14 protein-coding genes are annotated in these 12892 nt (G+C 39.5%); all 14 read right to left on the minus strand.

The genetic code is table 11. The features are described 5' to 3' along the window. Positions 1-4: 4 nt before the first annotated feature. Genes NST66_RS20155 through fliF form a run of 14 tightly spaced genes read right to left on the minus strand, consistent with a single transcriptional unit; the run spans position 5 to position 12883 of the window. Positions 5-367 (minus strand): response regulator, encoded by a 363-nt coding sequence (locus NST66_RS20155; protein WP_310877788.1) that lies wholly within the window; start codon positions 365-367, stop codon positions 5-7. A 19-nt stretch (positions 368-386) separates the two neighbouring features. Beyond that, on the minus strand, positions 387-1517 hold the full coding sequence (fliY, locus tag NST66_RS20160; protein ID WP_340843666.1) for a flagellar motor switch phosphatase FliY: 1131 nt from the start codon (positions 1515-1517) through the stop codon (positions 387-389). Between the two features lie 4 nt (positions 1518-1521). Further along, on the minus strand, positions 1522-2508 hold the full coding sequence (gene fliM, locus NST66_RS20165) for a flagellar motor switch protein FliM (protein ID WP_221779299.1): 987 nt from the start codon (positions 2506-2508) through the stop codon (positions 1522-1524). Between the two features lie 20 nt (positions 2509-2528). Then, the gene (gene fliL / locus NST66_RS20170) at positions 2529-2960 is read right to left on the minus strand and encodes a flagellar basal body-associated protein FliL (protein WP_221779300.1); all 432 of its coding nucleotides are present in this window, start codon (positions 2958-2960) and stop codon (positions 2529-2531) included. Between the two features lie 3 nt (positions 2961-2963). Beyond that, on the minus strand, positions 2964-3173 hold the full coding sequence (locus NST66_RS20175) for a flagellar FlbD family protein (protein WP_221779301.1): 210 nt from the start codon (positions 3171-3173) through the stop codon (positions 2964-2966). Between the two features lie 35 nt (positions 3174-3208). Further along, complete coding sequence (gene flgG / locus NST66_RS20180) at positions 3209-4003, minus strand: flagellar basal body rod protein FlgG (RefSeq protein WP_340843667.1); 795 nt, start codon at positions 4001-4003, stop codon at positions 3209-3211. Between the two features lie 25 nt (positions 4004-4028). After that, complete coding sequence (flgD, locus tag NST66_RS20185; protein ID WP_340843668.1) at positions 4029-4457, minus strand: flagellar hook assembly protein FlgD; 429 nt, start codon at positions 4455-4457, stop codon at positions 4029-4031. A gap of 9 nt (positions 4458-4466) precedes the next feature. Further along, the gene (locus tag NST66_RS20190; RefSeq protein WP_340843669.1) at positions 4467-7085 is read right to left on the minus strand and encodes a flagellar hook-length control protein FliK; all 2619 of its coding nucleotides are present in this window, start codon (positions 7083-7085) and stop codon (positions 4467-4469) included. A 17-nt stretch (positions 7086-7102) separates the two neighbouring features. Continuing rightward, positions 7103-7735: a MotE family protein gene (locus tag NST66_RS20195; RefSeq protein WP_033579781.1), complete on the minus strand. Its 633-nt coding sequence runs from the start codon at positions 7733-7735 to the stop codon at positions 7103-7105. A 9-nt stretch (positions 7736-7744) separates the two neighbouring features. Further along, positions 7745-8188, minus strand: a complete 444-nt coding sequence (gene fliJ / locus NST66_RS20200; protein WP_013058874.1) for a flagellar export protein FliJ — start codon at positions 8186-8188, stop codon at positions 7745-7747. Between the two features lie 2 nt (positions 8189-8190). Further along, the gene (gene fliI / locus NST66_RS20205; protein WP_340843670.1) at positions 8191-9504 is read right to left on the minus strand and encodes a flagellar protein export ATPase FliI; all 1314 of its coding nucleotides are present in this window, start codon (positions 9502-9504) and stop codon (positions 8191-8193) included. Continuing rightward, positions 9479-10267: a flagellar assembly protein FliH gene (fliH, locus tag NST66_RS20210; RefSeq protein ID WP_340843671.1), complete on the minus strand. Its 789-nt coding sequence runs from the start codon at positions 10265-10267 to the stop codon at positions 9479-9481. Before fliH ends, fliI begins: the two co-directional genes overlap by 26 nt. Then, positions 10260-11267 carry a flagellar motor switch protein FliG gene (gene fliG, locus NST66_RS20215; protein ID WP_340843778.1) on the minus strand — a complete coding sequence of 336 codons (1008 nt, stop codon included), beginning with the start codon at positions 11265-11267 and terminating at the stop codon, positions 10260-10262. The genes fliH and fliG overlap by 8 nt, the downstream gene beginning before the upstream one ends. Before the next feature lie 23 nt (positions 11268-11290). Then, positions 11291-12883: a flagellar basal-body MS-ring/collar protein FliF gene (gene fliF / locus NST66_RS20220; RefSeq protein ID WP_340843672.1), complete on the minus strand. Its 1593-nt coding sequence runs from the start codon at positions 12881-12883 to the stop codon at positions 11291-11293. Positions 12884-12892 lie beyond the last annotated feature (9 nt).

Genomic DNA, 12892 nt, shown 5'->3' on the forward strand with positions numbered 1-12892 from the left:
TTGTTTATCCAATTGCTTTTGAAATTGCCTCTAATACACGATCTGCTTGAAACGGCTTAACGATAAAATCTTTTGCCCCTGCTTGAATAGCATCAATGACCATCGCCTGCTGGCCCATCGCTGAACACATAATCACTTTAGCATCATTTTTTATGCTTTTAATTTCTTTTAAAGCCGTAATTCCATCCATTTCAGGCATGGTAATATCCATTGTGACAAGATCTGGTGCATGCTCTTTAAATAACTCCACAGCCTGCTGGCCGTCTGCAGCTTCCGCCACCACTTCATATCCATTTTTTGTTAAAATATCTTTGATCATCATGCGCATAAACGCAGCATCATCTACAATTAAAATTCGGTTTCCCATCTCTACTCCTCCAAAATCATTATTTTAGTTTATGAATACGATCTCTTTGACTGATAATATCCGTTACGCGAACGCCGAAGTTCTCGTCAATCACGACCACTTCACCTTTTGCAATTAATTTGCTATTAATTAAAATATCTACCGGTTCACCTGCCAGTTTATCAAGTTCAATAATTGAACCAGAAGATAAAGCTAAAATCTCTTGGACCGTTCGCTTCGTTCTTCCAAGCTCCACGGTAACTTGAAGCGGTATATCAAGCAGCATTTCTAAATTTCGCGAATCCCCTTTAGCAGAGGTCATATGCTCAAACTCCGCAAACGATGCGGGCTGCACATCGACGGGTGTATGAACAGATTCTGCCTGCTGCGTTTCTTGGTGCTGTACATATTCAGCTGCTTGCGATTGTGTTTGCTTCTCATTAAAATCTGGTTCTTTGTCAATCGAAGCTGCCGTATTTTCAGCGCTTGGAACTAAGAGCTCTTCAACCAAACTCTTGGCAAAAGGCAAAGATAGAAGCTGCATAATGTTCGAATCAATTAATGTGCCTACCTTTAAATTAAAAGAAACTTTCACAAAAATATCATCTTGTGGAATCAGCTCTGTTCCTTCCCCTTTTTCCATATTTAAAATATCTAGGCTCGGCGGAGAAATATCTATTTTCTTTTGAAATACCGTAGACATAGATGTCGCTGCAGACCCCATCATTTGATTCATTGCTTCCTGCACTGCACTCAGCTTAATTTCATCCATGATTTCCGTCGGATTCTCTCCAGTTCCGCCAAGCATTAAATCTGAAATAACAGCTGCATCTTCATGTTTAATGACCAACAAGTTCGTACCAGAAAAACCTTCTGTATACTGAACTTGGACAGCGACATGAGGGTTGGGAAATTCGTCCGTCAGCTCTTCTTTATGTACAAGCGATACAAATGGCGTTGTGATATCGACTTTTTGATTTAATAAAGCCGATAGCGCTGTTGCTGAACTTCCAAACGAAATATTTCCAATTTCGCCGAGCGCGTCTTTTTCCATTTCCGTAAAGTAATCGTCTACTTCACTTGACTTGTTCGTCTCCGAAGGCTCGTCAAGTGAAGAAGTTCCTTTTAACAACGCATCAATTTCATCTTGCGAAAGCATGTCATCGTTCATTCCTTTAGTTCCTCCTCTTAACATCATCTAGAATTTGCACAGCGACTTTTCGACTGACTCTTCCAGGCTGTGCAACAAATTTAGGTTGTTCTCCGACGTAAATACTTAACGGGTCTTGAACGCTTGTCTGCAGTCGGATGACATCTCCTACATCCAATGCTAGGAAATCTTCAATAGAAATATCTGCCTTTCCTAGCTCAGCTACAACCTGCAGCTCCGCATCATTAATTTGGTTCTTCAGCTGCTCAATCTCTTCTACATTAGGTTCTTTTTTCGAAGATTGCATCCAATAATGAACGGACAGTTTGGAGACAATAGGCTCAAGCGTAACGTGCGGAATACACAGATTAATCATGCCTGTTTCATCTCCAATTTGAACGTTTAATGAAATGACAATGACAATTTCATTTGGTGAAATCACCTGTAAAAACTGAGGATTCACTTCAAACTCTGATGTTTCAGGCTCAATTTCCGCAATAGAGCTCCAAGCTTCTCTCATACTTTCTAACGTTTTATCTAAAAAGTTTCGAATCAAGCTCGTTTCAATTTCCGTTAAGTTACTAATTTTCTCACTGCTCTCGCCTTGTCCTCCAAGCAAGCGGTCAAGCATCGCATAGGCAATGTTCGGATTGACTTCCATAATGATATGCCCCTCTAAAGGAGGGACAGCTATCACATTTAAGATGGTTACTTTCGGAACAGAACGGATAAACTCCTCATATGGAATTTGATCCACCGATACAACGGACACTTGTACAACGTTTCGAAGCTGCGCCGAAAAGACAGTGGTCAGCATGCGCGCGTAATTCTCATGAATTCGTGTCAAACTGCGAATTTGATCTTTTGAAAAACGCAGCGCCCGTTTAAAATCATATGTACGAATGCGCTGTTTTTTATTTTCATTTTTTAATTCATCCGCATTCATCTCTCCAGTTGATAACGCCGATAACAGCGCGTCAATTTCATTTTGTGACAATACATCCCCAGCCACTAGCTTCCCTCCTTGCTTCTTTACTGCAACACTTTAGACGTCGTATAAACTCTAACAACGTGTCCGCTTTCCATTAGCTGATCAATTTGCTTTGCAATATTCGTCTCTAACGTATTGAGCCCTTGCGTTCCTTCAAAATCTTCCCCACTCATATCTGACAGCTGGTTAATAATAATATCTTTTACTTGGAAATCTCTTTTTTGAAGCTCTTCCGCTGCTTTTTTACTATCCATTTGAATTTTGAAAGAAATGCTGATATAGTTGTTGCTTTTTAAATTTGTTTTAATATCCGTTACATCTACAGAAGTCTTAATTACATCATCAATAGATGGACCTTTTTGAGTGCTTGCCTGATCTGTATACTTCAAGGTGACAATAACCGCAATGCTTCCTATTAAAGTAAGAGAAAGTAGAATAATAATCATCTTACTAATTAGCTTATTTTTAAACACGCTTTATTCCTCCGTCGTTTGCTGCAGCCCTAATACGTTAATTCGCTGATAATAACGCGTCACTTTCTCGTTCACTTCTTCAACCGAATCCTTTACCACCAGCTTTTTATTATTCGTTAGCGTAATCGTCGTATCAGGAAATGCCTCAACCTGCTCAATATATAGAGCATTTAACGTAAATGTTTTACCGTTTAGCTTTGTTAAAGTAATCATGATTTACCGGAGTACTCGTTACTCCTTCCCCCTACCTATCGTTTTAGATTCACTAATTCCTGTAGAATCTCATCGGATGTTGTGATAATTCTTGTATTCGCTTGAAATCCACGCTGCGCCACAATCATTTCCGTGAACTCTTCCGATAAATCAACGTTAGACATTTCAAGAGCGCTTGAGACTAGCGTTCCCGTGCCGTTCTGTGTTGGGGTTCCCACTAAAGGAGCACCTGAGTTTACGCTTTGCGCAAATAAATTTCCTCCTGATTTTTCGAGACCTTCGTTATTTGCAAATTTAGCTATTCCAATTGTTGGTGTACCACCAGTTATATTTCCATCCTGATCTATGATGTTAACTGTTCCATCAGCTCCAATGCTGTAGCTTTTACTTGTTGAAGGTATGTTAATATTTCCTCCAGCAGATGACTGTACAAATAACCCTTCACCAGTTACTAAATTACCATCTCGATCCAAATAAAAATTCCCCGCTCTTGTGTAATAGTCTGATGTTCCATCACTTACCACAAAATAGCCGTCTCCAGAAATAGCAACATCGAGCGGACGTCCCGTTGACTGAATGCTTCCTGCCGTATGAATTGTATCGATTGTGCCAATTTGCGATCCTAACCCAATTTGTTTAGCGTTAACACCTCCACGGTTAGCTCCCGGTGCCGTAGCTCCTGCTACCTGCTGACTTACTAAATCTTGAAACGTTGTACGTCCTTTTTTATAGCCGTATGTATTAACATTGGCAATGTTATTTCCTAGGACATCTAATTTGGTTTGAAAATTTTTCATGCCGCTGATTCCTGAATACATCGAACGTAACATAAAATCACTCCTTAAATTTGGTTGGTTAACTGCTTACTTCTAAAATATCGTCTAGCGAAAGTACCGTATGATTTTCATCGTTGATCGTAAACGATACCTCATTGTTTTTGACGGATGCTGTTGAAATGACTCCTTGCTTTTTATTTCCTTCTTCATCTAACCATGCAGCGGTTTTACCAATTAATTCGCTTCCTTTTAAAATAGGAGAAGCCTGAGACTGCGTTACAAACGTATTGAGCGATGTGCTCATATTTGTCATTTGTTCAAGGGATGAAAACTGAGCCATTTGAGCAATAAAGTCTTTGTCTTCCATTGGATTCATTGGATCTTGATTTTGAAGCTGAGCAATCAAAAGCTTCAAAAAGTCATCTTTGCCAAGCGAGCTGTTTCCCGTCTGTTTTACCTGCGTGTTTTTGTTGCTTAAATATAAGTCAGACGTAATTTCATTTGTCATTGTTATCACCTACACGTTGTAGTTAATGAGTGCCTCTTCAAAAGAAGATAGAAAGGAAGACGATTCTTCCAATTGTCGTGCATCTTGATCTTCCTCTTCTTTTTTAAACGCCTCTTTTTCCTGTCTTTCTTTTGGCTGATCATTTTCATTGTTATATGACATCGCTTGTTCTGACAGCAGCACATCGATTTTATCAATGGATACATGCTGAGACGCGAGACCATGCCGCAAAGTTGAAAGATTGGAGTCCAATAACTCTTTTGTTTTTACTGACGATACGACAATTCGCGCAACCGTTTCGCTGTCTTTCTGAAGCATTTCAATTGAAATCGCACCTAGCTGTTTGGGAAATAACTTAATGAGAAGCTTGGATGTTCCCTCTTTAGTACTGAAAGAGGCTTTACTCCATATTTTTTCAAGCTCGTTTACTAAATTGCTAGACTGCTGATAGTCTGATTTTGCTTGCCCTAGGTAAATAGAGAACTGCTGAAGCTTAGGCATTTCTCCACTTCCAACGGACGATGGCTGGTTCTCTACTGTCGCTCCGGTTGGGTTTGTACCTGCCGAACTTTCGCTATTTTTTAAAGAGCTATCTGTATTTATACTCTCGCTGCGTACAACCACGTCTTTTTTCCATGGAAGCTGATTAAAAAACGGTACTTTTTCTTCTTTAGAAAAAGTGTTCGTGTTTTTCACAGAACTTTCTGAAGCTGTATGAACAGCGTCCATATCCACTTGATCAACCAATACGTGCTGAGACCCGAGAGCTTGCCGTAATCTGAAAAGATTGGCATCTAACAGCTCTTTTGTTTTCGCTGACATTACCACAACCTGCGCAATCGTTTCATCGTCTTGTTGAAGCACTTCAATTGATATTGTCTCTAGCTTCTTTGGAAATAGCTGAATGGAAAGCTTGGATACTCCCTCTTCAGAACCACTCGAAGCTTTACTCCATATTTTCTCCAGCTTGTTTACCAGATCGCTAGACTGTTCATAATCTGATTTCGCTTTCCCTAAATCAATAGAAAACTGCGGCCTTTTTTCTTCTTTACCAAAAGCAGTCATATCTGTTACTGAACTTTTTGGAGCTGCTTGAACAGTAGCCACATCCACTTCATCAACGGATACATGCTGAGACGTGAGAGCTTGTCGTAATCTGAAAAAGTTGGCATTTAACAGCTCTTTTGTTTTCGCTGACGATACAGCTACTTGTGCAACCGTTTCATTGTCTTGTTGAAACACTTCAATTGAAATCGTCCCTAGCTGCTTTGGAAATAACTGAATGGAAAGCTTGGATGCTCCTTCTTCAATACTGATGGAAGTTTCACTCCATATTTTCTCCAGATTATTTACCAAATCCCTAGACTGCTGATAGTCTGATTTTGCTTGGCTTAAATCAATAGAAAACTGCGGCTCTTTTTCTTCTTTACCAAAAGCATTCATCTCTGTTACAGAACTTTCTGGAGCTGCTTGAACGCCGGCCGCATCCACTTGATCAACCGCTACGCGTTGAGACGCAAGAGCTTGTCGTAAACTGAAAAGGTTGGAATTTAACAGCTCTTTTGTTTTCGCTGACGTTACCACAACCTGCGCAATTGTTTCATTGTCTTGTTGAAGCACTTCAATCGAAATCGTCCCTAGCTGCTTTGGAAACAATTTAATGGAAAGCTTAGATGCTCCTTCTTCAGTACTGATCGAAGCTTTACTCCATATTTTTTGCAGCTCATTTACCAGATCGTCAGACTGTTGATGATCAGAGTTTGCTTGCCCTAGATCAATAGAAAACTCTTGGATCTTAAGCATTTCTCCAGCTCCAAAAGCTGATGGGTTATTTTTTAACGTCAACCCGGCTGTTTTAGCAGTGAAAGAACTTTCACTATCTATACTTGGGTTACCTAAAACCACATCTTTTTTCCATGGAAGCTGATTAAATAGCGGCCCTTTTTCTTCTTTACGAACAGCGCTCATATCTTTTAGAGAATTTTTTGAAGTTGAATGAACAACGGCGAAAAAACCAGCTGAGCGCTTTTCATGTAAGGTATCGGTTAATACACGTGGTTGTTTATGAATTTTCTCTATTTTTTCAACAGCAGCTTTCCGCAAGCCTTGAAGCTGCGAATCTGAAAGCTTCACTGACTGTAGCTGCGGTTTTTGTAGTTCTTCCATCAGCTGAGCAAACTCTGTTTGAAACGCAGACGACGTGTTTTTGCATATAGTCAACAAGCTAGAAATAGAAGACAAATATTGTTCTTGACTGTCTGTTTTAGATGAAACAGGTTCCTGCTGCATTTCTGTTAACACGTGCTGCAGCTTTAGAAGCGGCTGTTCCAAATCTAGACTACTTGGAATACTACTGATCATCTCGGCTAGATGTTCGTATAAGACAGACGGTTCATCTCCTTCATATTCTGCTTCGCTTAACTGAATCGCAATTAACCCGACCGCGTTAAAGACGTCTTGATTTATCGCTTGTTCATTCAATGATTTCTCCCGGCTCGCTAAAGGTTGCGCATTTAGCTGCTGAAGCTGTTGAACGATTTCTTCAAAAAAACCCTGAGTCTGAATAACAGCCGCTTTTTCATCGCAGTTTACCTTTGATGCAGCTGCTGGACGTAGTGAAATTTCCACTGTTTTCACCTCTGCTTTTATTCATCAATCTGATCTGTTAACAATGTCGTATAGCGTGCAGCTACTTTCGGATCCATTTTTTCTAAGATTGCCGTTCTTGTACTTGCTTTGAACTGCTTAAGCATCGCGACCGCTTTGTCTTCTTTTAATTCGGCAAAAATGAGCGCTGCATTTTTAGGAGACATGTTTTCATAGGTAGCAATGACATCTTTTTTCGCCAGCTGATTGTTCTTTTGTTTTTTCGCTTCGTCATCGGCTTTTTCTTCCATATCGCGCATTTCAATTTTTAGTTCATCCATTTGACGATCTTTTGTACTGATCGTTTTCTCATAGGCTGAAATTTGCTTTTCTTTCGTGCTCAGCTTCTTTTGAAGGCTCTCAACCTGCTTTTGTATTTCTTCATTGCTTTCTTGAATATTTTCATTTTTTTGTGACTGCTCACTTGATACAAATGGAATGGCGTGTGTAACAGCAGAAACCTTATCATTTATATTGACGCCTAAAAGTGTCAGGACAATGTAAGCTGCCAAGATGAGGAACACCGCTGGAATAAAGATTAAAAATAAAAACACCTGGCTTTTACTGTAAGATTTCCCATCTTCATAGTTTTCTTCTTCGTACTCTTCTCTTAATTCTTTTCGTTTAGCCATGTTTTTCACCTAATTTCTATGCAGCATGTACTGCTGTAAAGACAGCTCATCCATTTGCTTCGCTTCTAACTGTTTTTCCGCGGTTATATAAGAATCGTAGTCTCTCTTTTTTAATTTTTCATACTTCTTTACTTCAATATTTTTTTCTTCTAGCTTCAGTTTCTTTAAGTTCATTTGCTGTCTTGCAAACATGACTTCTTGTTGCAACCTCTCAATCACTCGTTCGGCACTTGTTAAAAACTGCTGAAATGACGTAATTTCTAAAATAGAGAGCCCTTGCTTCATTTTGCCCGTATGCTGTTCAATCAGCGTTTCTTTTTCTTTTAACTTTTTATAAAGCTTTTCACCCGCTGTTTCAAACTGCTGCAAGGATTGATTATATTGAGATAGCAGTTCATCTTTTTCATTTGACTTGATTGCCATTATTTTAGATAACCTAAATTCATATGCCATATTTACTCACCTTTCACAAACAGTTCACAGAGCTTTGTTACACTTGTTTCAAATGACGGATGTTCGTTCGTTTTTTGCTTTAAAAATTCATCAATGACAGGATGATAGTGGATGGCCTCATCAATGTAAGCAGAAGATCCTCTTTTGTAGGCACCTATGTTAATTAAGTCTTCAGAATTAGCATAGGTAGCCATTAATGAACGCAGTTTTTCAGCTGCTTCTTTATGCCGTTCATTTACGATATGGTTCATCACGCGACTAACGCTTTTTAAGACATTGATGGCCGGATATTGACCTTTATTGGCCAGCTCCCGGTCTAGTACAATATGTCCGTCTATAATGCCTCTTACCGTATCCGAAATAGGTTCGTTCATATCATCACCGTCTACTAATACAGTGTAAAAAGCAGTAATAGATCCATGTTGATTAGTTCCTGTACGTTCAAGCAGCCTTGGCAAGCTAGCAAAAACAGATGGTGTATAACCTTTGGTAGTCGGTGGTTCACCTACGGCTAATCCAATTTCTCTTTGAGCCATTGCTACACGGGTAACAGAATCCATCATCATCATGACGCTCAGCCCCTCATCTCGAAAATATTCAGCAATAGAAGTAGCTGTATATGCTGCTTTCATTCGAAGTAGAGCAGGCTGATCCGAGGTAGCAACTACTACAACGGAGCGCTTTAACCCTTCCTCTCCAAGATCTCGTTCAATAAACTCTCTAACTTCTCTTCCTCTCTCACCTACAAGGGCAATGACATTGATATCTGCTTTTGTATTACGAGCAATCATCCCGAGCAGCGTACTTTTCCCAACACCGCTTCCTGCAAAAATACCTATGCGCTGCCCTCGGCCTACGGTTAACAAACTATCAATCGTTCGCACGCCTACTTCAATCGGCTGTTCAATAGGCGGGCGCTCGAGGGGATTAGGTGGGTCTTGATCCGTTAACACCGAAGGTAAGTAATGAGAAAGTTCAGATCCATCTAAAGGGTTACCTAACGAATCAAGCACTTGGCCTATCAGCTCTTTCCCTACGCTTACCTGCAAAGGTTTTTCTGTCGTTTCCACTAGGCAGCCAGGTCCGATATATCGAACAGACGTATAAGGCATTAAAACGACGTGCTCACCGTTAAAACCAACGACTTCTGCACGAATTTTATCTCCTCGTTCACTAAGATGAATAAAGCAAACATCTCCTATTGACGTTCTAGGTCCTTTAGATTCAATCATCATTCCTACTACTCGGCTGACTTTCCCGTACCGTTTAAAAGAAGATGTGCGCGGGATTTCATGAATGAGTTGTGCGACTTTCATGTTTACTCTCCTCTAACAAACGTTCTTTTAATTTTTTCTTTATTTCCGTTAACTGACTATCAAAAGAAGCAACAAGGCGTCCATAAGAGGAGTCAATGACACAATCCATTTCTTGGAGGTTTTCATCTGCATAAATAAATAACCCGGTTTCTCCATTCAATAAATCGAACAGTTCTCGTTTATGTTCACATACATATGCATATTTTTTCGGAGAAACAAAAAGCTGGATTTCTTTATGTTCTCTAACTTCTTTTAAAGACCTTGCAACAAGTGTTAAGAATGATTCATTCCGTTGAAGCTGCTCATTTAAAATCGTTTCAGCTAAGGTGAAACCTAATTCAAAGATGACTTCTTCAGATTGATTTATATATTCGTAGTACTGATTCTTTGTTTGGTCAACAATGTTTCGCGACATGGCTAATACATGCTCATACTCTTGTTTTCCTTGAAGCAGCCCTTCTTCGTATCCTTCTTCATAGCCTCGCTTTTGTTCTTGTTGAAAAAGCAGCACCTTCTCTTCTTCCCACTGCTTTTTCAAACGTTCAACTTCGTTTTGAGCTTGTTTGCGGTAAGCGTCTGCCTCGGCCTTTATTATTTCAGCTTCACTTTGCGCTTGTTCAATAACGTGCTGTGCATTTTCTTGCTGAAGATGTTCTTCTATGAGCTCAGCTTGTATCGGAAAACCAAATGGAATGACTTGAATGTGCTTAGCGTTTTTGTCTGACAGTTTGTTCGTATAAGTTGATTTAATGATATTAGACAATAATATCTTCTCCTCCACCTCGAGCTATTACAATTTCACCAGCATCTTCTAAACGTCTAATTGCAGCAACGATACGTGACTGGGCTTCCTCTACATCTTTCAAACGCACAGGGCCCATAAATTCCATTTCTTCTTTAAAGGTTCCCACCATACGGCTAGACATATTTTTAAAAATGATAGATTTCACTTCTTCACTTGCTACTTTTAAGCTCAATAATAAATCATCATTTTCTACATCTCGTATCACACGCTGAATAGAACGGTTATCAAGCGTTACGACATCTTCGAATACAAACATTCGCTGTTTAATTTCTTCTGCTAATGCTGGATCTTGAATTTCAAGCGTATCAATAATGATTTTTTCAGTCGCTCGGTCCACTCCATTTAATACTTCAACTACGGCTTCTAAACCACCTGTTTGGGTGTAATCTTGGGTAACAGTAGCAGAAAGCTTTCTCTCTAAAATTTGTTCCACTTCATTAATGACTTCCGGAGACGTACTGCCCATCGTTGCAATCCGTCTTGCAATATCCGCTTGCCTTTCTTGAGGGAGGGATGATAAGATTTGCCCTGCCTGTATAGGCTCTAAATAAGATAAAATAAGGGCAATCGTCTGCGGGTGCTCATGTTGAATAAAATTCAACAGCTGCGTAGAATCAGCTTTTCTGGCAAAGTCAAACGGACGAACTTGCAAAGAAGAAGTTAAGCGATTGATAACCATCATCGCCTGCTCTGGTCCAAGTGCTTTTTCTAACACTTGTTTTGCATAGCTTACTCCTCCTTTTTCCAGGTAGTTTTGAGCAAGCGTTATTTGTTCAAACTCTTGAAGCACAGCTTCTTTTAGAGAAGGTTCCACTTTTCTCACTGATGAAATTTCCAGAGTTAATTGTTCAATTTCATCTTCACTGAGATGTTTATAGATAGAAGCAGATACATCCGGACCAAGAGAAATCAGCAAAATGGCTGCTTTTTGTTTTCCTGTTAACTCATTTTTTTGCATAGACTTTACCACTAGCTTTCCTCCTAATCTTCACTAATCCATGTTCGCAGCAGTTTTGCAAACTCTTCCGGGTCTTGCTTCGCTAACGTTTCAAGATTATTTTTTGTTTGCTGCTCGGCACTGACAACAGAGGCTTTTGGTGTCGCTTCGTATGCTTCAAATGTTTCAACATACTCTTCATCATATTCCTCTTCATCTAAGTTTTGACGTCTTTTTCTAACTAATAGCACAATAAGAACAGCAATGATAAGCAGCAGTGCTCCTCCGATTATATACATCCACAATGGAATCGAACTTGCTGTGTTGTCAGCTGTTTCTTGTCCATTAAACGGCTGAACAGAAACGGTAATCTTATCGCTGACCGCGTTATCCGAAAGAGCTTTCGTATTTGCATCTTTTGAAATAGAAGTACGGACAATTGTACCTAACATTTTTTGAACGTCTGACTCAAGCGTATTGGACACTTGTGATTTCCCTTTTGCATTGGACGGATCTATCATTACTTGAATGCCAAGGTCTTGAATTTTGTATGGACTTTCGACGATTTCTTTATGAATTCGATTCACTTCATAATTAATTCGTTCTTCGTTTTTTTCGTAGTCTCCGTCTCCACTTGTTGTACTAGATGAGTAATTTGTTGTATCTTCTTCTCCTGTTCCAGCAACGCCACCATCTTGAGCATTTTTACCAGAAAATGTTTCATTAATTTTTTCAGCGCTAACGGCAATTCCTTGCATATTATCTTTATCAACAGGCTCTACTAGCTTTTCTTCGCGATTTTCCTGTGTAAAATCAAGATCTGCTGTAACAGAGACCATTACTTTGTCTTGACCGACCAGTCTTCCTAGCATTTGCTGTACTTGACGCTGAATATCTCGCTCAACTTCTTTTTTCGCTTCATTTTGCGAAGCAAATGAGTTAGAAGTGGAATTGGTTTCGTTACCTTTTAAATCAAAATACTCAAAATACTGGTTCATAATGACGATATTGTCTGTAGGAAGGTTTGGTACACTTTTTGAGACTAAATGATAAAGAGATTTGATTTGTTGATCATCAAACTTATACCCAGCTTTCGTGTTGAGCACAATCGATGCTGATGCTTCTCCCTGCTTTTCATTCGCCCATACGCTTTCATTGGGAAGGGTAATCATTACTTTTGCATCGTTGACTCCTTGAATGTTTTTCATTAAGTTAGCCAACTCAGTTTGCATTGCATCAAGTTTTAACACATCAAATTCATTGTCAGTCATCCCAAAGCTCGCATTTTTCCCAAAAAACGAATAATCAATACTTCCGCTATCAGGAATTCCTTGTGCAGCTAAATCGACTTTTAGCGAGTCAACGCTTTGTTCAGGCACTGAAATGGTTGTTCCGTTATCAGATATTTCTGAAGGAACACTTCTAGCATCAAGTTCTGCTTTGATTTGTCCTGTTTCCTGAGCCGATAGATTGCTATAAAGAGGGACAAATTTATCCTTGTTTAAAAAAACAGATGCTAAACTAATGACTAGAATAGCCGCAAGAGGAGCAGCGATAAGAGCTATCTTCTGTCCTTTTTTACGGTTATTCCAAAAGGCTTTCATCTTATCTCGATAGAGAGCTATTTTTTCATTCATGGTATTCCT

This window comes from Priestia sp. FSL W8-0524 (assembly GCF_038005965.1).
Lineage (GTDB): Bacteria > Bacillota > Bacilli > Bacillales > Bacillaceae_H > Priestia > Priestia zanthoxyli.